Annotated in this window: 22 protein-coding genes; 14 read left to right on the top strand and 8 right to left on the bottom strand. The window is 70.6% G+C overall.

The genetic code is table 11. The features are described from left to right. Positions 1-49: 49 nt before the first annotated feature. Positions 50-721, bottom strand: coding sequence for a PepSY domain-containing protein (locus AB0C82_RS01430; protein WP_362835119.1), 672 nt, complete (start codon positions 719-721; stop codon positions 50-52). Positions 722-838: 117 nt separating this feature from the next. Between AB0C82_RS01430 and AB0C82_RS01425 the strand changes: the two genes are divergently transcribed. Further along, positions 839-1,501, top strand: coding sequence for a response regulator transcription factor (locus AB0C82_RS01425; RefSeq protein ID WP_362835117.1), 663 nt, complete (start codon positions 839-841; stop codon positions 1,499-1,501). Beyond that, positions 1,498-3,009, top strand: coding sequence for a HAMP domain-containing sensor histidine kinase (locus AB0C82_RS01420; RefSeq protein ID WP_362835115.1), 1,512 nt, complete (start codon positions 1,498-1,500; stop codon positions 3,007-3,009). The genes AB0C82_RS01425 and AB0C82_RS01420 overlap by 4 nt, the downstream gene beginning before the upstream one ends. Positions 3,010-3,012: 3 nt before the next feature. On the opposite strand, the gene AB0C82_RS01415 is transcribed toward AB0C82_RS01420, so the two are convergent. The 4 genes from AB0C82_RS01415 to AB0C82_RS01400 all read right to left on the bottom strand — a co-directional run bounded on the left by AB0C82_RS01415 (position 3,013) and on the right by AB0C82_RS01400 (position 5,647). Continuing rightward, the gene (locus AB0C82_RS01415) at positions 3,013-3,489 is read right to left on the bottom strand and encodes a MarR family transcriptional regulator (RefSeq protein ID WP_362835113.1); all 477 of its coding nucleotides are present in this window, start codon (positions 3,487-3,489) and stop codon (positions 3,013-3,015) included. Positions 3,490-3,591: 102 nt separating this feature from the next. Further along, entirely contained in the window at positions 3,592-4,368 is a 777-nt protein-coding gene (locus AB0C82_RS01410; RefSeq protein ID WP_362835111.1) for an AIM24 family protein, read from the bottom strand. Beyond that, positions 4,365-5,015 (bottom strand): AIM24 family protein, encoded by a 651-nt coding sequence (locus tag AB0C82_RS01405; protein WP_362835109.1) that lies wholly within the window; start codon positions 5,013-5,015, stop codon positions 4,365-4,367. The genes AB0C82_RS01410 and AB0C82_RS01405 overlap by 4 nt, the downstream gene beginning before the upstream one ends. After that, entirely contained in the window at positions 5,015-5,647 is a 633-nt protein-coding gene (locus AB0C82_RS01400) for an AIM24 family protein (RefSeq protein ID WP_362836967.1), read from the bottom strand. Before AB0C82_RS01400 ends, AB0C82_RS01405 begins: the two co-directional genes overlap by 1 nt. A gap of 160 nt (positions 5,648-5,807) precedes the next feature. On the opposite strand from AB0C82_RS01400, the gene AB0C82_RS01395 reads away from it, so the two are divergent. From AB0C82_RS01395 to AB0C82_RS01380, 4 genes are all read left to right on the top strand, one after another. Further along, entirely contained in the window at positions 5,808-6,155 is a 348-nt protein-coding gene (locus AB0C82_RS01395) for a DUF3817 domain-containing protein (RefSeq protein ID WP_362835107.1), read from the top strand. Beyond that, on the top strand, positions 6,152-6,445 hold the full coding sequence (locus AB0C82_RS01390; RefSeq protein WP_015578763.1) for an MTH1187 family thiamine-binding protein: 294 nt from the start codon (positions 6,152-6,154) through the stop codon (positions 6,443-6,445). The genes AB0C82_RS01395 and AB0C82_RS01390 overlap by 4 nt, the downstream gene beginning before the upstream one ends. Positions 6,446-6,620: 175 nt before the next feature. Then, on the top strand, positions 6,621-8,429 hold the full coding sequence (locus AB0C82_RS01385; RefSeq protein WP_362835105.1) for a cellulose synthase catalytic subunit: 1,809 nt from the start codon (positions 6,621-6,623) through the stop codon (positions 8,427-8,429). Positions 8,430-8,432: 3 nt separating this feature from the next. Then, complete coding sequence (locus AB0C82_RS01380) at positions 8,433-10,400, top strand: kelch motif-containing protein (protein WP_362835103.1); 1,968 nt, start codon at positions 8,433-8,435, stop codon at positions 10,398-10,400. A 4-nt stretch (positions 10,401-10,404) separates the two neighbouring features. Here the strand turns inward: AB0C82_RS01380 and AB0C82_RS01375 are convergent, their stop codons facing one another. Both AB0C82_RS01375 and AB0C82_RS01370 read right to left on the bottom strand, forming a co-directional pair. Continuing rightward, positions 10,405-11,436: a glycoside hydrolase family 6 protein gene (locus tag AB0C82_RS01375; RefSeq protein WP_362835101.1), complete on the bottom strand. Its 1,032-nt coding sequence runs from the start codon at positions 11,434-11,436 to the stop codon at positions 10,405-10,407. Between the two features lie 78 nt (positions 11,437-11,514). Further along, a complete protein-coding gene (locus AB0C82_RS01370) occupies positions 11,515-12,510 on the bottom strand; it encodes a DUF5937 family protein (RefSeq protein WP_362835099.1) in 996 nt (331 codons plus the stop codon). A 72-nt stretch (positions 12,511-12,582) separates the two neighbouring features. Here AB0C82_RS01370 and AB0C82_RS01365 point away from each other — a divergent pair, with 72 nt between their 5' ends. The 4 genes from AB0C82_RS01365 (at position 12,583) to AB0C82_RS01350 (ending at position 16,696) form a co-directional block, all read left to right on the top strand. Beyond that, positions 12,583-13,995: an MFS transporter gene (locus AB0C82_RS01365; RefSeq protein ID WP_362835097.1), complete on the top strand. Its 1,413-nt coding sequence runs from the start codon at positions 12,583-12,585 to the stop codon at positions 13,993-13,995. Between the two features lie 9 nt (positions 13,996-14,004). Continuing rightward, positions 14,005-14,514 (top strand): MarR family transcriptional regulator, encoded by a 510-nt coding sequence (locus AB0C82_RS01360; protein ID WP_362835095.1) that lies wholly within the window; start codon positions 14,005-14,007, stop codon positions 14,512-14,514. Between the two features lie 43 nt (positions 14,515-14,557). Then, a complete protein-coding gene (locus AB0C82_RS01355; RefSeq protein WP_362835093.1) occupies positions 14,558-14,890 on the top strand; it encodes a DUF3817 domain-containing protein in 333 nt (110 codons plus the stop codon). Between the two features lie 105 nt (positions 14,891-14,995). Beyond that, positions 14,996-16,696, top strand: a complete 1,701-nt coding sequence (locus AB0C82_RS01350; RefSeq protein ID WP_362835091.1) for a methylmalonyl-CoA mutase family protein — start codon at positions 14,996-14,998, stop codon at positions 16,694-16,696. Here AB0C82_RS01350 and AB0C82_RS01345 read toward each other — a convergent pair. Beyond that, positions 16,672-17,331, bottom strand: a complete 660-nt coding sequence (locus tag AB0C82_RS01345) for a TetR/AcrR family transcriptional regulator (protein ID WP_362835089.1) — start codon at positions 17,329-17,331, stop codon at positions 16,672-16,674. The genes AB0C82_RS01350 and AB0C82_RS01345 overlap by 25 nt on opposite strands. A gap of 334 nt (positions 17,332-17,665) precedes the next feature. Here AB0C82_RS01345 and AB0C82_RS01340 point away from each other — a divergent pair, with 334 nt between their 5' ends. The 4 genes from AB0C82_RS01340 to AB0C82_RS01325 all read left to right on the top strand — a co-directional run bounded on the left by AB0C82_RS01340 (position 17,666) and on the right by AB0C82_RS01325 (position 21,816). Next, positions 17,666-18,631 (top strand): tetratricopeptide repeat protein, encoded by a 966-nt coding sequence (locus tag AB0C82_RS01340; RefSeq protein WP_362835087.1) that lies wholly within the window; start codon positions 17,666-17,668, stop codon positions 18,629-18,631. Positions 18,632-19,227: 596 nt separating this feature from the next. Continuing rightward, positions 19,228-19,872, top strand: coding sequence for a DUF6230 family protein (locus tag AB0C82_RS01335; RefSeq protein ID WP_362835085.1), 645 nt, complete (start codon positions 19,228-19,230; stop codon positions 19,870-19,872). Positions 19,873-19,967: 95 nt separating this feature from the next. Next, the gene (locus tag AB0C82_RS01330; protein ID WP_362835083.1) at positions 19,968-20,522 is read left to right on the top strand and encodes a DUF6114 domain-containing protein; all 555 of its coding nucleotides are present in this window, start codon (positions 19,968-19,970) and stop codon (positions 20,520-20,522) included. Continuing rightward, positions 20,512-21,816, top strand: a complete 1,305-nt coding sequence (locus AB0C82_RS01325; protein WP_362835081.1) for a hypothetical protein — start codon at positions 20,512-20,514, stop codon at positions 21,814-21,816. The genes AB0C82_RS01330 and AB0C82_RS01325 overlap by 11 nt, the downstream gene beginning before the upstream one ends. The last annotated feature ends 83 nt before the right edge of the window (positions 21,817-21,899 follow it).

Here is a 21,899-nt window from a genome sequence, read left to right as displayed (position 1 = left end):
TGAACGGTTCCGGGGCGGCGTGCGGGCCGCTCCGGAACCGTGAGGCGGATCAGCCGTCGTGGTCGTCGCTCCGGTCGTCCCGGTCATCCCGGTCGTCCGAGTCGTCGTCCTGGTCGACCGTGACCTTCCCGTTCCTGGCGTCGACGCCCAGTTCGTAGCCCCGGCCGTCCTTGCCGTCGATGTCGACGTCCCAGCGCAGCGCGCCGCTCCGGCGGTCGTCGTCGTCGGAGCGGTCGAGCTCGACGGACGTCACCGTGCCCGGCCGCTCGGCGAGTGCGGCGTCGATCGCGGCGTTCAACGGGACGGCGGCGGACCGGGGAGCCTGCCGGTCGCGGTCGTCGTTGTCGTCGTCCTCGCGGTCGCTGAGCACCTTCGCCGCGAACGCGTCCACGGTCACGTCGTGCCAGACCTTGTCGGAGCCGTACACGTCGAGTTCCCAGACGAGACGGTCGTCGTCGTCCTCGTCGTCCAGCTCGACGCCCGTGACCGTGCCGGGGACGGCCCTGAGCGCGGTGGCGGTGGCCTCGTCGACGCTGATCACGGTGCCGGTGCCGGCCTTGTCGCCGGTGCTCCCCCTGACGCTCCCGTTCCCGCTGCCGGACTTCGTGCCGGCGCCCGTGCCGCCGCGGTCGTCGTCGTCCGCGAAGGCGGCGGTGGCGACCGCTCCGCCGCCGACGAGTACGGCGGCGGTGACCGCGGCGATGGCGATGTTGCGCTTCATGAGGGTTCCTCCCCGAGTGCTGTCCGGTTCGACACGGACCACACTGCCGGGGCGATGCTGAACGCAGCCTGAAGCCACCTGAAGGCGCCTTCAGGTTCGGTTTGCGACTCTGTGCCCATGCGCTTGTTGATCGTGGAGGACGAGAAGCGGCTGGCGATGTCCCTGGCCGCGGGACTCACTGCCGAAGGCTTCGCCGTGGACGTCGTGCACGACGGCCTCGAAGGGCTGCACCGGGCGGGGGAGGGGACGTACGACCTCGTCGTCCTCGACATCATGCTGCCCGGGATGAACGGCTACCGGGTCTGCGCCGCCCTGCGCGCCGCGGGCCACGACGTGCCGATCCTGATGCTGACCGCCAAGGACGGGGAGTACGACGAGGCGGAGGGCCTCGACACGGGCGCCGACGACTATCTGACCAAACCCTTCAGCTACGTCGTACTGGTCGCCCGGATCAGGGCGCTGCTCCGCAGGCGCGGCAGCGGTTCCCCCTCGCCGGTGCTGGCCGTCGGTTCCCTGCGTATGGACACCGCCGCGAGACGGGTGCACCGGGGTGAGGACGAGATCGCGCTGACGGCCAAGGAGTTCGCCGTGCTGGAGCAGCTCGCGCTGCGGGCCGGGGCCGTGGTGAGCAAGGCGGACATCCTGGAGCACGTGTGGGACTTCGCGTACGACGGCGACCCGAACATCGTGGAGGTCTACATCAGCGCTCTGCGGCGCAAACTCGGGGCGGCGGCCATCCGTACGGTCCGTGGCGCCGGGTACCGGCTGGAGGCGCTGTGAGGTCCGTACGGGCCAGGGCCGCCCTGGGGGCCACGCTGGTGGTCGCGGTCGCGCTGATCGGCGCCGGACTGGCCGTCCTCCTCGTCCTGCGCGCCAACCTCACCGACCGCGCCGGTCTGGAGGCGGAGGTGGCCGCCCGCGAGGTGGCCGGGCAGCTCGCCCTCGACAGGCCGTACGGCGAGCTGGAACTGGGGGAGGAGGACGTCCACCCGGTCCAGGTGACCGACGAGGACGGGCGGCCGGTGGCCGTGTCCAAGGATCTGGAGGCGGTCTCCGGGACCGGTACGGAGCAGGTCGCCCCGGTCCCCACGGCGCCGTCGCCGGCGTCCGGGGACGGTGAGGACGACGGTGACGGGGACGACGGGGACGACGGGGACGACGACGGCAGCCGTGACGACCCGGGCCGGGGCGAGGTCTCCTCCGACGAACCCGGCTTCACCGACGGCACGGCCACGGTCGACGGCGAGACGGCCGACTACCGCTTCGCCGCCGTCGAGGCGACCACATCGGCCGGGCTGACCCTGACCGTGCACGCGGGCGCCCCGCTCGCGGCCGAGCAGGAGGCCGTGAGCACCGTGCGCGGCGCCATGCTGACCGGACTGCCCGTCCTGCTGCTCGTCGTCGCCGGAGTGACGTGGCTGGTGACCCGTCGCGCGCTGCGTCCCGTGGAGGGCATCCGCCGGGAACTGGCCGCGATCACCGCGTCCGAGGATCTGGCCCGCCGGGTGCCCGAGCCCGGCTCGCGGGACGAGATCGCCAGACTGGCCCGTACGACCAACGAGACACTGTCCGTCCTGGAGGCCTCGGTGGACCGGCAGCGGCGCTTCGTCGCGGACGCCTCCCACGAGCTGCGCAGTCCGATCGCCTCGCTGCGGACCCAGCTGGAGGTGGGGGCCGCGCATCCGGAGCTGCTGGACGTACCCGGGGCGGTCGCCGACACCGTACGGCTCCAGGAACTGGCCGCCGGTCTGCTGCTCCTGGCGCGCCTGGACGCGGGGGAGCGGCCGGGGCGCGCGGCGGTCGATCTGGGCGCGCTGGTGCGCGAGGAGGTCTCGCAGCGCGCGGGGGACCGGGTTCCCGTCGCGGTGTCCGTCCGGGACGAGGACGCCCTGGAGGTGCGCGGCTCGCGGGGGCAGCTGGCCCGGGTGCTCGGCAATCTGCTGGACAACGCGGAACGCCATGCGGAGCGTTCGGTGGCCGTCGTGGTGCGCGCGGAGGGGGACTCGGTGCTCGTGGACGTCACGGATGACGGGGCAGGGGTGCCGGAGGAGGAGCGTGAGCGGATCTTCGAGAGGTTCGTGCGGCTGGACGACGCGCGCAGCCGGGACGACGGCGGTGCGGGGCTGGGTCTCGCCATCGCGAGGGATGTCGCGGTGCGGCACGGGGGCACGCTGACGGTGGCCGGCGCCCCGTCGGGCGGCGCTCAGTTCCGGCTCCGGCTGCCCCGGTCCAAGCGGATCGCCGGACAGGCTCGGGGACCGAGCCTGTCCGGCGATCGGGGCGAGTGACGGTTACGGCTTGCCGCGCCGGCCGCGCAGGTGGTCCGCGATCGGCGCCAGAGCCGTGTGCAGCTCGGCCAGCGCCTCCGGGGACAGCAGGTCCATGAAGTGCTTGCGCACCGACGCGACGTGGTGCGGCGCGACCTGCTTCATGGTCTCCGCTCCCTGCTCGGTGAGCACCGCGTACAGCCCGCGCCGGTCCGACTCGCAGTTCTCGCGGCGGACCAGGCCCGCGCTCTCCATGCGGGTGATCTGGTGCGAGAGCCGGCTCTTGGACTGCAGGGTCGACGCGGCCAGGTCGCTCATCCGCATGCGCTGGTCGTCCGACTCCGACAGGTTGACCAGGATCTCGTAGTCGTTGTTGGTCAGGCCGAACGGCTGGAGGTCCTTCTCCAGCTGGTGCATCAGCAGCCGGCTGACGTCCAGGTGGGTGCGCCAGGCGCACTGCTCAGCATCGCTCAGCCAGCGAGTGGCCGTCTCGGTCTCCATGTATGGATTCTACCTAAGAAGTTGAAAGCCGGACGAAGTGTGGAGGTGTGACACCCGGCACGCGCGCGCAGACGTTCGATGTCACACTCCGGAGCCTACCGTTCACAAACCGAATCGACGCTGGAGGTCCCCCAACTGGCCGGGCAGACGGGGCGCGGAGCCAGGTTGACCCGCACCACCCGCACCACCCCCGGGCACTCCCGCCTGGTGCGGAACCGCGCCCGTCGGCTGTTCGGCCATGAGTACCTCGGTCGACTGGAGCAGCACCGTGCCCGCCCCGACGAATTCGAACTGGTGCTCCTCGCCAGAGGCCCCGCCGACCCCCGTCAGCGACCGCAGCCCGCCCATCACGCCCGACATGTAGCCGTGGTCGTAGTGGTGGCAGGGCGAGGGGCAGTCCGCCCAGCCCACCAGCGCCTGCGGGTCGACCCGCAGCGGCGGCTCCATGAAGACCACGGGACCGTTGGATGCGGCCACGAACTTCCCCGTACCGATGAGCGTGACGAAGCCGGGCACGATCGACTGCTTCAGCGCCAGCGTGGGCTGGTACGCGAGCAGGTTGCCGGAGCGGATCGTCAGGTTGCCGTTCTCCAGGTCGAACGAGTTCACATCGAAGGCCCGGTCCGCGAGCAGCATCTTGCCGCTGCCCTCGGCCACCACCCAGTCGCTCGCGTGCAGCGGTGAGTGGAAACTCGTCCGGAGCAGCCGCTCGAAGCGGCCGTGCCCGATCCCGTTGAACTCGATCTGCCCGTAGTAGGCGATCATCTTGCCCTTCTGCAGGAACCACTGGCTCCCCTTGAGCTCCACGCAGAAGGTGTACGCGTTGACGTTGTCGTCCGACGGCAGCGTCATCGGGTCGTGGATCACGGGCGTGCTCACAGCTTCTCCTCCGACGCCTGGACGTACACCGCACCATTGCCGCTGAGCTCCAGCTGGAACGCCTCGCCGGAGCCGCGCCCCACCATGTCCCGCCAGCCGAGCGCGGTGGAGAGCTTGTTGCGTACGTCACCGTGGTGGGCGACGTAGGCCTGCGGGTCCACGTGCACGTCGCGGCCCGGAGTGATCGGCAGCTCGATCACTCCGCCGTGGGCCATCACCGCGACGGAGCCGTGGCCCTTGAGGCTCGTGGTGAACAGGCCCTGCCCGGTCACCTGGCCCCGCACCATGCCCATGACCCCGCCCTGCGAGCCCATGAACATCGTGCTCTGCTGGAGCGTCCCGTCGAACGCGAGCAGCCGGTCCGCCTCCACGTACAGGGTGTCGCCGGCCAGCGCGATCACCTGGATGTGGTGGCCGCCGTGGCCGAACATCACGGTCCCGCTGCCCTCGACCGTCATCAGCGGCGTCGCCTCGTTGGCCACCCGCCGGCCGATCATCGAGGCCAGGCCGCCCTGGCCGCCCTGCATGTTCGGGGTGAACGAGACGTCGCCCCGGTAGGCGAGCATCGCGCCCCGCTGGCTGTACATCTTCTGGCCCGGGACCACCGTGGCCTCGACCATCTTCGAGTTGATCTCGCGGAACGGCATCAGACATCGCCCCCGAGGGTGTTGCGTTCGCTGGGCTGCACGTAGACCAGGCCCTCGCCCTCGAAGCGGATCTGGAAGGACTCGCCGGAGCTCTCGCCCATGAGTGTGCGGAAGTTCACCCCGGACTGGAAGTGCTGCTGGAGGTTGCCCTGATGCGCGATGTAGGCGCCCGGGTCGACGCTCAGGGGGTACCGGGTCGTCACCCGCAGCACCACCGCCGTGCCGTCCGACATGATCGCCGCCTGGCCGGTGCCCTCGACGGTCGTGGTGAACAGCCCGTTGCCGCTCGCCCCGCCGCGCAGGCCGGTGAAGGTGGTGCCGGTGCGCAGCCCGCCGTCGGTGGCCAGCAGGTTGCTCGCCTCGACGTACAGCTTGTCGCCCCGCAGTGTGACGAGGCTGATCTCGCTCGCCCGGTCCGCGAAGTAACAGGTGCCCTGGCCCGTCACCTCCATCATGGTCATCTGCTCGCCGGTCAGCCGGCGGGTCACCATCCCGCGGATGCCCTCACCGCCGCCGGACATCTTCTTGAAGGCTATCCGGCCGTCGTACGCGACCATCGAGCCGTTCTTCGCCTTGACGCCGTCGCCCGTGAGGTCGACGGCGAGCGTCTTGCCGCCTTGGAGCCGGAACATTGCCACCGTTGAACGGTAACCGGCGCGGCGCGGAGCGGACAGGGCCCGGTGGCGGTAACGGCCACCCCCGCTTCCCGGACCGGTCGGCGACGATGCCACAATGGTCGCGCTTGTGCCTGCGTTCACAAGCAGTCACCGTCCTCCCACCGAAGGTGCCCTCGTGGACATCAAGACCGCTTCCGCCCTGCACCGGCTGCGCCTCATCTCCGTTCCCGAGGCGCTCTCCTTCCCGGCGCTGATCCTCTTCGGCTCGATCCTCAGCCGCGTCTCGGACATCGACTTCCTGATGATGCCGCTAGGCGTCCTGCACGGCGCCCTCTTCGTGATCTACGCGGTGTTCCTGCTGGACGTGTGGGTCAAGGCCAAGTGGCCCCTGAAGCGCGTCGCCCTCTTCTTCGTCCTGTCGCTCCTGCCCTTCGGCGGGCTGTACGGCGACAAGCTCATCAAGCGGTACGAGGCCGACGGCGTCATCGCCGGCCGTGCCCGCCGCGAGGGCGTAGTCGCATGATCGTCGCCTTCTCCGTCTCCCCGCTCGGCGTCGGCGAGGACGTCGGCGAGTACGTCGCCGACGCGGTGCGGGTGGTCCGCGAGTCCGGACTGCCCAACCGCACCGATGCCATGTTCACCTCCATCGAAGGCGAGTGGGACGAGGTCATGGACGTCGTCAAGCGGGCCGTCGCCGCCGTCGAGGCACGCGCCGGACGCGTCTCCCTGGTACTGAAGGCCGATATCCGTCCGGGCGTCACCGACGGTCTGACGTCCAAGGTCGAGACGGTGGAACGCCACTTGGCGGGCTGACACCCCCTCCGCGCCACGCGCCTCCGCGTTCACCCGAAAGGCCCCCGCCGTCACACGGCCGGGGGCCTCTCGCGTTCCGTTCCGAAAACCCCTCACTCGGCCCTGCCGAGTCGCCCCGCCGTGGGGAGTCCCTTTCCGTAGTGGCTACCAACCCGTTCGACACCTGGGAGGCACGGTGCGGTCGGAGGGCTACGACTACGACACGTACAGCCGGCTCGCGGGTCCGCTCACCGAGCCGGACCCGGTGGGTTACCGAGTGCGGTACCGCAGCCTGCTGTCGACGGAGAAACACCGAATAGGTGCGCTCCTCCTCATGACGCTGGCCCCGGTGCTCACCGGTGCGCTGCTCCTGTACCTGGTCTGGCCGACGCACTGGACCGAGCGCGAGAACGGGGAGCGCTGGCTCGTCTGGGCCGACGCGCTGATGCTCGCGTCGATCGGCCTGATCGAGCTCTTCATGCTCGTCAACGTCGTCTCGGTGGCGCACGCCACGCTGGTCGCCCGGGACCCGGTCCCCGTCACGCCCGAGCCCGGAACCCGGGTCGCGTTCCTCACCACGTACGTACCCGGCAAGGAACCCCTCTCGATGGTGCGGGCCACCCTCCAGGGCGCCGTGCGGATGCACCACGACGGCCCGCTGGACATCTGGCTGCTCGACGAGGGCGACGACCCCGCGGCCCGGATGCTCTGCGCGGAACTGGGCGTGCACCACTTCACCCGGAACGGGGTGCCCGAGTGGAACCGCAGGAAGGGCGCCCACAAGGCACGGACGAAGCACGGCAACTACAACGCCTGGCTCGCCATGCACGGGGACGGGTACGACTTCTTCGCCTCGGTCGACACCGACCACGTACCGATGCCCAACTTCCTGGAGCGGATGACGGGCTACTTCCGGGACCCCGACGTCGCCTTCGTCGTCGGACCGCAGGTCTACGGGAACTACGACTCGGCGGTCACCAAGGCAGCCGAGTCGCAGCAGTTCCTCTTCCACGCGCTCATCCAGCGGGCGGGCAACCGCTACGGCGCCCCGATGTTCGTCGGCACCAACAACGTCGTACGGATCGCGGCACTGCGCCAGGTCGGCGGCCTGTACGACTCGATCACCGAGGACATGGCGACCGGCTTCGAGATCCACCGCCGCCGCAACCCGCTGACCGGGAGGTTCTGGCGCTCGGTCTACACCCCGGACGTGCTGGCCGTCGGCGAGGGACCGGCCTCCTGGACCGACTTCTTCACCCAGCAGCTCCGCTGGTCGAGGGGCACGTACGAGACGCTCCTGCGGCAGTACGGCACGGCGCTGTTCCGGGTACCGCCCGGCCGGCTCCTCAGCTACACGCTCATGCTCGTGTACTACCCCATGACCGCGGTGAACTGGCTGCTGGGCGTGCTGAGCTGTGTGCTGTTCCTCTGGCTCGGGGCCTCCGGCACCCAGGTCGCGGCGTCGATCTGGCTGATGCTCTACAGCGACGCGGCCGCGCTCCAGATCGGCCTCTACCTCTGGAACCGGCGCCACAACGTCTCCCCGCACGAGCCCGAGGGCTCGGGCGGGCTGGCCGGCATGGCGATGTCCGCGCTCTCCGCGCCGATCTACCTGAAGTCGCTCGGTTCCGCGGTGCTGCGCACCGACGGCCGGTTCGTCGTCACGCCGAAGGGCGGTCAGGCCAGCCCCGACCGGCTGCTCACCTTCCGCATCCACCTCTTCTGGGCGGCTGTGCTGCTGAGCTCGCTCGTCGCCTCCGTCCTGCTGGGCCACACACACGTGGCGATGCGTACCTGGGCCGTGCTCGCCCTCGCCGTCTCCCTCTCACCGGTCGTCATCTGGTCGTGGACGACCTGGCAGGGGCGCCGCAGCCGGCCGGCCGGTGTCGTGTCCGTGCCGGTGAAGCCGCCGGAGTCCGCCTACGTCACCACCACGACCACCACCACGGCGGCCCCCTCCGCGTCCGCGTCCGCCGCGTCCACCACCCCGGCAGGCGGGAGCTGAGGCATGGCCTACACGCCCACGAAACGCATGAAGAAGACGCTCCTGGGCGGCGGTGCCATCGTGTTGCTCGCCGGGCTGAACGCTCCGGCCGCCATCTCCTTCGCGGAGGACCGGTACCACGCCTACAAGATCGACCAGCCCGCCTACAAGGCCGAGTTCGGCTCCTGGGAGAGGGTGAACATCCCGAACGAATTCCGTACCAACGCGATTCACGCCGCCCTCCTGCACACCGGCAAGGTGCTGATCGTCGCGGGCTCGGGCAACGACGAGGAGAACTTCGACGAGGGCACGTTCGACACGGTCCTGTGGGACCCCAGGACGGACGACTTCACGAAGATCGCCACCCCCGAGGACTTCTTCTGCGGCGGTCACGCGGCGCTCCCGGACGGCAGGCTGCTCATAGCCGGCGGCACCGCGCGGTACGAGGTGCTCGACGGCAGGGTGAAGCGGGCCGGCGGCGGGATGCGGGTGAAGAACGAGAACCCGGACAAGCCGCTCACCCTCAAGAAGGGCACCGTCTTCCGTTCGCCGTCCGGTGTCGAGTACGTCTCGCGGTTCGACGTGACGGTGCCCAGGGCGAAGCGCGAGTTCGAGATCGACTACTTCGAGAGCGGCCGGATGAAGCCGTGGAAGACCAAGGTGACCGCGGCGGAGGCGCGGGTCTTCGTGGAGTCGCTGAAGGACGGTCCGCAATCGGTGACCACCGAGGCCGCCCAGTACGAGATCGAGGGCCTGACGGGCAAGGCCGCCGACAACTCGTACGGCCTCGCCGAGAAGCTCACCATGGACAAGCAGGACTTCCAGGGGATCAAGGCGGCGTACGAGTTCGATCCGACGGCCGAGAAGTACATCCGCGTCGACCCGATGAAGGAGGCCCGCTGGTACCCGACGCTCGTCGGACTGGAGGACGGCAGGGTGCTCGCGGTGTCCGGCCTCGACGACGTGGGCGCGATCCTGCCCGGGGACAACGAGATCTACGACCCCAGGACGAAGAAGTGGTCCAAGGGGCCCTTCCACTACTTCCCGACCTACCCCGCGCTCTTCCTGACCAAGGGCGGCAAGCTCTTCTACCCGGGCGCCAACGCCGGCTACGGACCCGCCGACAAGGGCCGGGCCCCGGGGGTGTGGGACCTGAAGAAGAACACCTTCACCGAGGTAGCGGGCCTGGCCGACGCGCAGGAGACCGAGACCGCCGCCTCGCTGATGCTGCCGCCGGCCCAGGACCAGAAGGTGATGATCCTCGGCGGAGGCGGCGTGGGCGAGTCCAGGAGGTCGACCGCGCGCACCGCGATCGTCGATCTGAAGGCCGACAGCCCGGTCTTCGAGGAAGGGCCCGACCTCCCTCAGGGCACCCGGTACCTGAACAGCGTGATCATGCCCGACGACACGGTGTTCACCACCGGCGGATCGGCGGACTACCGGGGGCGCGGCGCCAGCAACATCCTCAAGGCGCAGTTCTACGACCCGAGGACCAACGCCTTCACGGAGGCGGCCGAACCGACCGTCGGCCGCAACTACCACTCGGAGGCGCTGCTGCTCCCCGACGGGCGCGTGGCGACCTTCGGTTCGGACTCGCTCTACGGCGACAAGGACAACACCAAGCTCGGCAAGTTCGAGCAGCGCATGGAGGTCTACACGCCTCCCTCGCTGTACGGGAAGGGCGAGCGGCCGGTGATCGGCGCCGGGCCCCGGGACCTCGTGCGGGGCGGTCACGCCACCTTCGAGGTCGCCGGACCGACGAAGATCGCGACGGCCCGGCTGATGCGGCCGAGCGCCGTCACGCACACCACGGACGTCGAGCAGCGTTCGGTCGAGCTCGGCCTGAAGAGGGACGGGGGAGCGCTGACGGTGGAGGTGCCGGACGACAGCACGCTGGTGCCGCCCGGCTGGTACATGCTCTTCGTCACCGACACGGACGGCACCCCGTCCGAGGCGAAGTGGGTCAAGGTCGGCTCAGGCGGCGGGCGATGAGGGCTCAGGACTTCGCCCTCCTGGCCAGGCCCAGCGCGTAGTCGGGCCACCAGGTGCCCGCCGACGGACCGCCGCGGCAGGTGCCGTCCGAGTCGCCGGGCCGCTTGATCCACAGGTAGGCGTCGAGTCCGTCGTCACCGGTGCGGGTGGTGGGGGGCGTTCCCAGGGCCCGCCCCGGCGGGTTGCACCACGCCTCGGCGCGGTCGCCGGGCAGGGGACCGTTGCCGTTGCGGCTGGTGTCGATCACGAAGTGGGCGCCGTCGAGCAGGGCCGAGAGCCTGGCTCCGTACGACCGCGCCGTGGCGTCGGTCTGGAAGTTGGCGACATTGAGCGCGAAGCCGTCGGCCCGGCCGATCCCGGCGCGCCTGAGCGGCCCGGCCATCTTGGCCGGGTCGTTGATCCAGTCGGCGTTGCCCGCGTCGAGGTAGACCTTCGTGTGCGGCAGCTTCCCGAGGGTGCCGACGGCCTCCGAGAGGAGCGTGAAGCGCTCGTCGTGGTTCTCCGCCGGGGTGCAGCCGTCCGCGATGTGGGGGAGCGCGTCGGGCTCCAGGACGACCGTCGCGGGCGCCTTGCCGATGGCGGCGGCGAACTCGCCGATCCAGGAGCGGTAGACGGCCGCGTCGGCGGCGCCGCCCGCCGAGTAGGCGCCGCAGTCGCGGTGCGGGATGTTGTAGGCGACCAGCAGCACGCTGTGGCCGGTCCTGGCGGCGGCGCGGACCGCGGAGCGGATCTCGGGGGCCGGGTCGTCGCCGGACGGCCAGTCGGCGACCGGGCGGGCGGAGATCCGCCGCAGGATCCCGGCGTCCTCGGTGCGGCCCTGCTTCTCCCAGGTGCGGACCTGGCGGGCGGCGTCGCTGTCCGGATCCACCCAGAACGGGGCGGAGGCGCTCGGCGCGGCCTCACCCCGCACCGGAGCGGTGCCGGCCGGCTTCTCCTTCGGGCCGGGCGACGGCTTGGAGCAGCCCGCCGTCAGGGCGGCACCGAGGGCCACGGCGGTGAACGCGGCGAGTACGGGGAAGATTCTGCGGCCGGACATCCAGCCCCCTCGGACGGTGGCGCACGGGCAGGCAAGGGCACAGCGGTTACGCAAGTGGGATCAATCGTGACATGACGGTCACCCTGCGTGGTGGTCCGACACCGCGAGGGCGATCCCGAGCGGGGTGCGCTCGTACAGCACCTGGTGCCCGTACCGCCGGGAGGTCAGCAGCCCGGCCGCGCGCAGCACCGACAGATGCTCCGACACGGAGGAGGCGGCCAGGGAGAGCCGGTGCGCCAGCGTGCTCGTCCCGGCCGGTTCGTCGAGTGCGCACAGCACGTCCGCGCGGGCCCGGCCGAGCAGGCGTGCCAGGGCCTCGGGGGTGCGTTCACCGGCCTCCGTCCACAGCCCGCCGATGCCCCGGGCCGGGTAGATGACCGCGGGCTGCCAGGGTTCCTCGTACCCGCCGACGACCTCGGGCCACACGAAGACGCTCGGCATCAGGACGAGCCCCTGGCCGCCCAGGGCCCTCGTGTGGTCGCCGTTCGTCCCGACCACGGTGAGGGTGGAGTCCGTCCAGCGCAGCCGGGGACTCACCTCGCCGAGCAGCCCCTCGAAGCCGGTCTCGGCGAGGCGGCGCGAGTGGTAGGCGATGTCCGCCTCCAGCAGGGCGCGCAGCCGGGGCCAGTGCGGCTCGACCAGGACGCGCCAGGCCTGTTCCAGCAGGTCGGCGAGTTCCTGGACCGCCCGCGCGGGGTCCGCCAGCAGCCGCTGCCCCGCGGCGGACTCCAGACCGCCTGGGCGGTCCGCGAGCGCCAGAGCCATGTCCTCGCGGGCCACCGCGGGGTCGACCGCGCGCACCTGGGCGATCTCCTCGGCGAAGGTGGTGACCGGTCCGCGCGGCGGCAGGGAGATGAAGTCCGGGTTGTGCCCGCGGTCCGGCATCAGCAGCCAGAGCGGGGCGAGGTCGAGCTTGGCTGCGCCCTCGCGGATGCGGCGCAGCCAGGGCAGGTGGTAGCCGTGCTGTCCGGGGCGGGAGAGGAGGCGTACGGCCGCCTGCGTCTCCCAGAGCGGCGAGAGCGCGAAACGGCAGCGGAGCAGGTCGCTCTCCTCGAAGTGCAGATGGAACGGCACGTCGCCTCCCGGAACATTCGGCCTCGGCCGAAAGTCTACGGAGGAGGGTGTCCGCTCCCGCAGGCTGCGTCCATGCCGAGCGACACCCACACCCCGGCGGGCAGCCCCCGCGACCGGTCCGCCTCCGAGGTGCCGCCCCCGGCCCCGCTCCCGGAGCGCACCGCCCACCCCGACCCGGGCCCCGCGGAAGCGCTCCGGGAGGCCCCAGGACCGCCGTCGGCCCCGCAGAGCTACCTCGCCGTGTTCGCGGTACGGGAGTTCCGGGCCGTGTTCGCGGCGCACCTGCTGTCCCTGCTCGGCGTCGTGGTCAGCGAACTGGCCCTGACCTTCCTCGTCTACGACCTCACGGGCTCGCCCCTGCTGAGCGCCCTCACCTTCGCGCTCGGGTTCCTCCCGTACCTCGTCGGCGGCACGCTCTTCGCCGGGGTCGCCGACCGCTACCCGGCCCGCCGGGTCCTCGTCACCTGCGACCTGATCTGTGCCGCCTGCGTCGCCGTCATGGTGGTGCCGGGCACACCCGTCGCCGGGCTCCTCGTCCTGCGCTGTCTGGTCGCCGCCGTGTCACCGGTCTTCACCGGGACCCGGATGGCGGCCCTCACCGACATCCTCGGCGAGGGTGACCTCTTCGTGCTGGGCCGCTCGCTGCTCCGGATCGTCTCGCAGAGCGCGCTGCTCATCGGCTTCGGGGTGGGCGGTGTCCTGCTCGCCGCGCTGACCCCGCGCGGAGCGATCGCCATCACCGTGGCGACCTTCCTCTGCTCTGCCCTGCTCCTGCGCTTCGGCACCCGGGACCGGCCCGCACGCACGGGCGGCGAGGGCGGCGGCGCACTGCTGAAGGACTCGCTCTCCGGCGCCCGGATCATCCTCGCCGACCGCAGGATCAGGGCCCTGATGCTGCTCTTCTGGGTGCCCACGGCGTTCGTCGTGGCCCCCGAGGCGCTGGCCGCCCCGTACGCGGACGCGATCGGCGCCGGCCCCGCCGCCCTGGGACTGATGATGTGCGCCATGGCGGTCGGCCACATCGGTGCGGAGCTGTACGCGGGTTCCGTGCTGAGCCCCCGCGTCCGTTCGCGGATCGTGCTGCCGGTCGCGGCGCTCGGGCTCGTACCGCTGGTGCTGTACGCGGTGCGGCCCGGGATGGTCCTGACCGTCGTCTCGCTCGTGCTGACCGGCATGGGCGCGGCCTACGTCATCGGCCTCGACCAGTGGTTCGTCGACGCCGTGCCGCAGGAGCTGCGGGGGCGGGCCATGACCCTGCTCACGGCGGGGCTGATGACGGTCCAGGGCGTCGGGATGGCGCTGGCGGGACTCGCGGCCGAGTTCTTCCCCGTCCATCAGGTCGTCGCGGCATCCGGAGTGATCGGTACCGCTTGTACCCTCCTGCTGATCGTCGAGGTGCGCAGGACCGCACCCCGAACGGGTTCCGAACAGGGGTCCGATATCGAAGTGCGAGATGGGGCTGACCGGCATGTGACCAGTGGGTAAGGTCGTGCCGTGCCGAAGCCGCTCAGCCTTCCCTTCGATCCGATCGCCCGCGCCGACGAACTCTGGCAGCGACGCTGGGGGCCCGTGCCCTCGATGGGCGCGATCACCTCGATCATGCGGGCGCAGCAGATCCTCCTGGCGGAGGTGGACGCGGTCGTCAAACCGTACGGGCTGACCTTCGCGCGTTACGAGGCGCTGGTGCTGCTCACCTTCTCGCAGGCCGGCGAGCTCCCGATGTCCAAGATCGGCGAGCGGCTCATGGTGCACCCCACCTCGGTGACGAACACCGTGGACCGGCTGGTCAGATCCGGTCTGGTGGACAAGCGCCCCAACCCGAACGACGGCCGCGGAACGCTCGCCTCCATCACGGACAAGGGCCGCGAGGTCGTCGAGTCGGCCACCCGGGACCTGATGGCCATGGACTTCGGGCTCGGGGTGTACGACGCCGAGGAGTGCGCCGAGATCTTCGCGCTGCTGCGCCCGCTGCGGGTGGCGGCGAAGGACTTCGAGGACAAGTAGGCCGCTGCAAGATCGCCCAGGACCGCGGGCTACGCTCATCGGCATGAAATCCAGCGTGCTGACCCGCTATCGGGTGATGGCCTACGTCACCGCCGTCATGTTGCTGATCCTCTGCGTCTGCATGATCTTCAAATACGGATTCGACACGGGCGAGGGCGTCACGCTCGTGGTCTCGCAGGCCCACGGGGTCCTCTACATCATCTACCTGGTCTTCGCCTTCGACCTGGGTTCCAAGGCGAAGTGGTCGATGGGCAAGCTGCTCTGGGTGCTGGTATCCGGCACCATTCCGACGGCCGCGTTCTTCGTCGAGCGCAAGGTCGTCCGCGAGGTGCAGCCGCTGATCGCCGGGGCCTCCCCCGAGTACGCCAAGGCCTGATCCGCGCCGCGGCGCACCGCCACGCACCACCCCCGAGCCGCCCCGTGCAAAGCATCGGGCGGTTTGCCATCGACATTTACTAGGACGTCCTAGTAAATTCGAGGTATGGACGCTGACGCGATCGAGGAAGGCCGCCGACGCTGGCAGGCCCGTTACGACAAGGCCCGCAAGCGTGACGCGGACTTCACCACGCTCTCCGGAGACCCGGTGGAGCCCGCGTACGGGCCACGCCCCGGTGACACGTACGAGGGGTTCGAGCGGATCGGCTGGCCCGGTGAGTACCCCTTCACCCGGGGACTCCACCCGACCGGCTACCGAGGCCGTACCTGGACCATCCGCCAGTTCGCCGGCTTCGGCAACGCGGAGCAGACCAACGAGCGCTACAAGATGATCCTCGCCGCCGGCGGCGGCGGGCTCAGTGTCGCCTTCGACATGCCGACCCTCATGGGCCGCGACTCGGACGAGCCCCGCGCGCTCGGCGAGGTCGGGCACTGCGGTGTCGCCATCGACTCCGCGGCCGACATGGAGGTCCTCTTCAAGGACATCCCGCTCGCCGACGTCACGACCTCCATGACGATCAGCGGCCCCGCCGTGCCCGTCTTCTGCATGTACCTGGTCGCCGCCGAGCGTCAGGGAGTCGACCCGGCCGTGCTCAACGGCACGCTCCAGACCGACATCTTCAAGGAGTACATCGCACAGAAGGAGTGGCTCTTCCAGCCGGAGCCCCATCTGCGCCTCATCGGCGACCTGATGGAGCACTGCGCCCGCGACATCCCCGCGTACAAGCCGCTCTCGGTCTCCGGCTACCACATCCGCGAGGCCGGAGCCACGGCCGCGCAGGAGCTCGCGTACACCCTCGCCGACGGCTTCGGCTACGTGGAGCTCGGCCTGTCCCGCGGACTGGACGTCGACACGTTCGCCCCCGGTCTCTCCTTCTTCTTCGACGCGCACCTCGACTTCTTCGAGGAGATCGCCAAGTTCCGCGCCGCCCGCCGCATCTGGGCGCGCTGGATGAAGGAGGTGTACGGCGCCAAGACCGACAAGGCGCAGTGGCTCCGCTTCCACACCCAGACGGCCGGCGTCTCGCTCACCGCGCAGCAGCCGTACAACAACGTCGTCAGGACCGCGGTCGAGGCCCTGTCCGCCGTCCTCGGCGGCACCAACTCGCTGCACACCAACGCCCTGGACGAGACCCTCGCGCTCCCCTCCGAGCAGGCCGCCGAGATCGCGCTGCGCACCCAGCAGGTGCTGATGGAGGAGACCGGCGTCGCCAACGTGGCGGACCCGCTGGGCGGCTCCTGGTACGTCGAGCAGCTCACCGACCGCATCGAGGCCGAGGCCGAGAAGATCTTCGACCAGATCAGGGAGCGCGGTACCCGGGCCCACCCGGACGGCAAGCACCCGATCGGGCCGATGACCTCGGGCATCCTGCGCGGCATCGAGGACGGCTGGTTCACCGGCGAGATCGCCGAGTCCGCCTTCGTGTACCAGCGTTCGCTGGAGAAGGGCGACAAGAAGGTCGTCGGCGTCAACACCGCGCTCGGCTCGGTCACCGGTGACCTGGAGATCCTGCGCGTCAGCCACGAGGTCGAGCGGGAGCAGGTGCGGGAGCTCGGCAGCCGCAAGGCCGCCCGGGACGACGCCAGGGTCCGTAACGCGCTGGAGGCCATGCTCGCCGCCGCGCGCGACGGCTCGAACATGATCGCGCCGATGCTGGAGGCCGTACGGGCCGAGGCGACCCTCGGTGAGATCTGCGGCGTCCTGCGCGACGAGTGGGGCACCTACACGGAGCCGCCCGGCTTCTGATCAGTCCCGGCCGACGCGGCGGCGCCCAGCCCCGCGAGCAGCAGCACGGTGAAGCGCTGGGCCCAGTCGGCATCGACGGGCTCGGCGCTCACCAGTGCCCGGTGCACCACCGCCCCGGCGATCACGTCGAAGATCAGGTCCGCGGTGCGCGCCGCCGTAGCCGCGTCAGGCTCGGGCGGCAGCTCTCCGCGCTGCTGGGCCCGTTCCCGCCCCAGCAGCACCAGACGCTTCTGGCGTTCCACGATCGAATCCCGGATCCGGGTTCGCAGCGCCTCGTCGCGCGTCGACTCCGCGACCACCGCCATCAGGGCGGTCTTGGTCTCCGGCCGCTCCAGCAGAGCCGCGAACTGGAGCACCACTCCCTGCACGTCGGCCGACAGGCTGCCCAGGTCGGGGAGTTCCAGCTCGTCGAAGAGGACCGCGACGGCGTCCACCACCAGCTCGTTCTTGCCCGCCCAGCGCCGGTAGAGCGTCGTCTTGGCGACCCCGGCGCGCAGGGCCACGTCACCCATCGTCAGCTTGGACCAGCCGAGATCGACGAGGGACGCACGGGTCGCCTCCAGGATCGCCTCGTCCGCCGCGGCATTGCGCGGGCGCCCGGTTCGGGGGGCTTTGGCGTGGCTGTGGCTGAGCATCCCGCGACCATACCCGTGAGTAAGTACGGTCGGCCGTACCCGGTCACCGTGAGAGAGATCACCGGGACCGCCTGTCCCGGAGCCGGTCCCGGCAGTTACGCTACGGGTCGTAGCGTAAGGACGACGGTGACGCCGGGCCTCACGCGACGACCGATCGACAGCCACAGGAGCCGGGTGGGGACCCGGCACCGAAACAGGGGCCTTCACCGGCCCCGGGACCGTGTCTGTCCGCACGCCACGCACACCGGCGGAGGCTGCGGACGGGGCCGGTTCTCGTATCGCTTTCCGGAACGACCGGTGCAGGGGGGAGGATGTACGTATGCAGCCTAGGAACATGTCCATGAGCGGCGTCGTCGACCTCGGCGCCGTAAAAGCGGCCGGTGAGGCCAAGGCCAAGGCCGAGCAGGCCCGTGCCGAGGCCTCCCGCCAGGGCGGCGCCGCCGCCGCGGCCCCCAGCTCCCTTGTGATCGACGTCGACGAGGCGGGCTTCGAGCGCGACGTACTGACCCGCTCCGCCGAGGTTCCCGTCGTCATCGACTTCTGGGCCGAGTGGTGCCAGCCGTGCAAGCAGCTCGGCCCGCTGCTGGAGCGACTGGCCCTCGAGTACAACGGCCGGTTCGTGCTGGCCAAGGTCGATGTCGACGCCAACCAGATGCTGATGCAGCAGTTCGCCGTCCAGAGCATCCCGGCGGTCTTCGCCGTGGTCGCCGGGCAGGCTCTCCCGCTCTTCCAGGGCGCGGCCCCCGAGGCCCAGATCCGCGAGACGCTCGACCAGCTGATCCAGGTCGGCGAGGAGCGCTTCGGTCTCACCGGAATCGTCGTCGATCCCGCGGCGCAGGGCGAGGGCGCTGCGGGACAGCCGCCGGCCGAGGTGCCCGCGGGTCCGTACGACGCGCTGCTGGAAGCGGCGGCGCAGGCGCTGGACGCCAACGACTTCGGCGGCGCCGTCCAGGCGTACAAGAACGTGCTCGCCGACGACCCGGCCAACGTCGAGGCGAAGCTCGGCCTCGCCCAGGCCGACCTGCTGGGGCGCGTCCAGAAGATGGACCCGCAGCAGGTGCGCAAGGACGCCGCCGAGAAGCCGGACGACCTCCATGCGCAGATCGACGCAGCCGACCTGGACCTCGTGGGCGGACACGTCGAGGACGCGTTCGGCCGTCTCGTGGAGGCCGTCCGCCGCAACTTCGGTGACGACCGGGACGCCGCGCGGATCCGGCTGCTGGAGCTCTTCGAGGTCATCGGACCCGACGACCCCCGGGTCGCCGCCGCCCGTACGGCCCTGGCGCGGGTCTTGTTCTGATCTGACAACACGGCCGTGGAGCCTTCGGGCACCACGGCCGTTTTCGCGCCCCGGGGGATAAGAGAACCCTCCGCTTTGCCAAATCTTGACAAAGACGCGAACTGTTACTCGCAGTAAATCGCGCCCTGGGATCTGTCCGTCAAGGTCCCCATTCTTCCGATTCCTGTGTCCGTTTGGCACCACCCTGTGTGGCCGGTCGATGCCGCCCTGTCGCGGCTCGGTTATCGGCCCGTTACTAGCGAGTAACGACACCCCTTGTGTCCCGGCCGTGAATGCACCACGATCGGCCAAGCTCGGTCCGATACCGCCAGCCCCACCGCCAGTCGGGGCCTGCGGCCCTTCGGGTCCCCACCGGGTCGGTCGGCGGCAGTGGCGCCGATCGCGGACAGGGGGGTTCCTGCCGTTCGGCAGGGCCTGTCCGAACCGGTTGCGCAGAAGCGTGACCAGTGGTTGTCGCTCGGGGGTGATCGCCGGTGATTCGGATGCGGTACACGCCTCCGGTCCGGGCGCTCTCCTTCCCGAGGACGTAGCACTTCTCCCATCCCAGGGCGGGCACGAGCCCGACCGGAGATGTACGTCCGAGAAGGAGGAAAATTATGAGTTCCCAAATCCGCGGTGGGACGAGATGGAAGCGTTTCGCTCTCGTCATGGTGCCGAGCGTCGTCGCGACCGCGGCAGTGGGTGTCGGTCTCGCGCAGGGTGCGCTGGCCGCGTCCTTCGCCGTGTCCGGCCAGAGCTTCAAGGTCAGCACGGACAAGCTCGTCGGTGAGGACTTCGTCCAGTACGGCAGCGTCGCTGTCGGCACGGACATCGATGGCAAGGAGAAGCAGGCACACCCCGTCGCGGTGTCCGGCTTCAGCAAGGCCACGATCACCAACATGTGCCAGTCGGTGGTCACGCCGAACCTGCCCTTCGGTCTCGGCAGCGTCAGCCTGGAGCTGAACGCCGGTACGGACCCGAAGAAGCCGGTCGAGGCGACCAACCTCTACCTGGACGTCGCCCAGCTCGACGCGGACGCGTACTTCGAGCAGATCGACATCGGCGTCGGTGCCTCTTCCCTCGGTGCCCCCGGCATCCAGGCCGGCACGGAAGCGGCGGTCAAGCCGGGCGGCTTCGCGCAGCGCGCGAAGAAGGCCACCCTGACCAACGTGGAGCAGACGGCCTGGGCGACCACGGCCGGCACCTTCAAGCTCAGCAACCTGAGCCTGAAGCTGCACAAGGGCGTCAAGGAGTGCTTCTAAGCACTCGCCCGGGTGGCCGGAACGCTCCCTGAGGGCGTCCGGCCGCCCACCCCTTCTCTTCTCACAGCAGTACCGGTTCCAGGGAGCTGTTTTCCATGAGCCCCGAGTCCACAGGGCAGAACGAGCACTACCTCACCGTCTTCCGGCGGGGATTCCGCACCTGGCGGGGTAACCGGCCGTTCTGGGCGGGCCTGTTCACCATCGTGGGCGGTGTACCCATCGCCTACTTCCCTTACGCCGATCTCCACCTCGGCAACATGACGCTGGCGATGTCCACCACCGCCGGCGCCGGATCCCTGATCATCGGGGTCCTGTTGATCACGCTCGGCCTGACGATGTGGTTCCACCACATCGTGCGGGTGTTCGCCGGCGTCGCGGCGATCCTGCTGGCGCTGATCTCCATACCCGTCGCCAACATCGGCGGCTTCCTGATCGGCTTCCTGCTCTCCATGCTGGGCGGCGCGCTGTCCATCTCCTGGGCCCCGGGCGAGCCCGCGGAGGCCGAGGACCCGTACCGCAAGGGCGTGGCGGAGGAGCAGCCGCAGGCCGCGCCTTCGGAGGAAGCGTTCCACGGGGCGGCCGTTCCGCAGCAGCCCGCCGCGTACGACACGGCGGTCGACGCCGACGGCGGGGGGCATCGTGCGGGGTGACGACGGACAGCAGATGAACACCGTCACCGGTGACGACCTCCGCGAGCGGAGGGGCCCGCGCCACGCGGCCCCGAGGAAGTCGCTGCTGACGAAGCTCCACATACCCGCGGGCAAGGCCTTCGCGCTCGCCGCGATGCCCACGGCGGTCTTCGTCGGCATGGGGCTCACCCCCAAGCTCGCGATGGCCGACGACGCCTCTGACATACCCTTCGCTCCCGGGCCGTGCGTCACCCGCTCCGACGAGCCCAGCGAGTCGCAGGAGCCGAAGCCGACCGCGACGCCGACGCCGAGCGCCACGACGAGTGCCGCGCCGGACCCCGGCGCCACCGAACCGGCCGAGAAGCCGGAGGCGACCCAGCCGGCCGCACCCGAGCCCTCGGCGAGCTCGACGACGCCCGCCACCACGGCGAAGGACGAGCCCGCCACCACGGCGAAGGACGAGCCCGCCGCGACACCCGAGCCCACCGGGACGACGAACCCGCTCGACCCGCTCGGCGTCGGTGACGCGCTCAAGGACCTCCTCGACGGACCGGACGAGGAGACGGCGAGCCCGTCCCCGGCTCCCACCACCGAGACGCCCGCACCGGCGGAGCCCGCTCCCGCCGAGCCCGCGCCCGCCGAGCCCGCCCCCACCACCCCGGCGGACCAGGCGGACGAGGCGAAGGAACCGGTCGACAGGACCGCCGACGCCATCCGCGACGCGGCGGACAAGGCCGGCAAGGAGGTCGAGGAGCTCGACGAGGGCGTCAAGGGCCTGGACCCGGTGAAGGACGAGGACATCCCGGACGGCGCCAAGGAGCGCTTCCCGTGTCCGGTTCCCGACCCCGAGGCGCTCGCCGCGGCCGACCTGGAGCAGGGCATCCCGCTGCTCCCGAACGAGCCGTGGGTCCTCGAGTCGTCGATGCTCACGCTCAACGGGCTCGACTACAAGGGCATCGTCGAGGTGAAGCGGTCGGACGGCAGCATCAAGAAGGTGCTGAAGTTCACCGCGAGTTCCATCGACATCAAGGACCTCCACCAGCTGACGGCCGGACCGGCCGGCACGACGGGTCACGTCACCTCGGACGAGGGCTCCACGTCCACGATCCGCAACGGCGAGGTGACGATGTACACGGAGGAGCTGAAGGGGAACCTCTTCGGCCTCATCCCGGTCACCTTCAGCCCGGAGACCCCGCCGCCGCTGAACGTCCCCTTCGCCTTCTTCACCAAGGTGAAGGTCACGCAGGCAGGCCAGTTCGGCGGCTCGCTCCGCGTGCCGGGTCTGTCGAACTTCTTCACCGGCGGCAACAGCTAGCCACCAGGAACCCGTTCGGGAGCCGCACGAAACGGTGGGCCGTATCCCTCAGGGGATACGGCCCACCGTCATCTGCCGGGAGG

It is taken from the genome of Streptomyces sp. NPDC048560, assembly GCF_040650955.1.
In the GTDB taxonomy this organism is placed as follows: Bacteria; Actinomycetota; Actinomycetes; order Streptomycetales; family Streptomycetaceae; genus Streptomyces.
This window is presented reverse-complemented; position numbering and strand designations above follow the sequence as displayed.

What these genes read in the sequence shown, in the direction of transcription:
- AB0C82_RS01430 (WP_362835119.1), bottom strand. Translation starts at nt 721, where the DNA reads ATGAAGCGCAACATCGCCATCGCCGCGGTCACCGCCGCCGTACTCGTC.
- AB0C82_RS01425 (WP_362835117.1), top strand. Translation starts at nt 839, where the DNA reads ATGCGCTTGTTGATCGTGGAGGACGAGAAGCGGCTGGCGATGTCCCTG.
- AB0C82_RS01415 (WP_362835113.1), bottom strand. Translation starts at nt 3,489, where the DNA reads ATGGAGACCGAGACGGCCACTCGCTGGCTGAGCGATGCTGAGCAGTGC.
- AB0C82_RS01405 (WP_362835109.1), bottom strand. Translation starts at nt 5,015, where the DNA reads ATGCCGTTCCGCGAGATCAACTCGAAGATGGTCGAGGCCACGGTGGTC.
- AB0C82_RS01400 (WP_362836967.1), bottom strand. Translation starts at nt 5,647, where the DNA reads ATGTTCCGGCTCCAAGGCGGCAAGACGCTCGCCGTCGACCTCACGGGC.
- AB0C82_RS01390 (WP_015578763.1), top strand. Translation starts at nt 6,152, where the DNA reads ATGATCGTCGCCTTCTCCGTCTCCCCGCTCGGCGTCGGCGAGGACGTC.
- AB0C82_RS01380 (WP_362835103.1), top strand. Translation starts at nt 8,433, where the DNA reads ATGGCCTACACGCCCACGAAACGCATGAAGAAGACGCTCCTGGGCGGC.
- AB0C82_RS01375 (WP_362835101.1), bottom strand. Translation starts at nt 11,436, where the DNA reads ATGTCCGGCCGCAGAATCTTCCCCGTACTCGCCGCGTTCACCGCCGTG.
- AB0C82_RS01365 (WP_362835097.1), top strand. Translation starts at nt 12,583, where the DNA reads ATGCCGAGCGACACCCACACCCCGGCGGGCAGCCCCCGCGACCGGTCC.
- AB0C82_RS01355 (WP_362835093.1), top strand. Translation starts at nt 14,558, where the DNA reads ATGAAATCCAGCGTGCTGACCCGCTATCGGGTGATGGCCTACGTCACC.
- AB0C82_RS01350 (WP_362835091.1), top strand. Translation starts at nt 14,996, where the DNA reads ATGGACGCTGACGCGATCGAGGAAGGCCGCCGACGCTGGCAGGCCCGT.
- AB0C82_RS01345 (WP_362835089.1), bottom strand. Translation starts at nt 17,331, where the DNA reads ATGCTCAGCCACAGCCACGCCAAAGCCCCCCGAACCGGGCGCCCGCGC.
- AB0C82_RS01340 (WP_362835087.1), top strand. Translation starts at nt 17,666, where the DNA reads ATGTCCATGAGCGGCGTCGTCGACCTCGGCGCCGTAAAAGCGGCCGGT.
- AB0C82_RS01335 (WP_362835085.1), top strand. Translation starts at nt 19,228, where the DNA reads ATGAGTTCCCAAATCCGCGGTGGGACGAGATGGAAGCGTTTCGCTCTC.
- AB0C82_RS01330 (WP_362835083.1), top strand. Translation starts at nt 19,968, where the DNA reads ATGAGCCCCGAGTCCACAGGGCAGAACGAGCACTACCTCACCGTCTTC.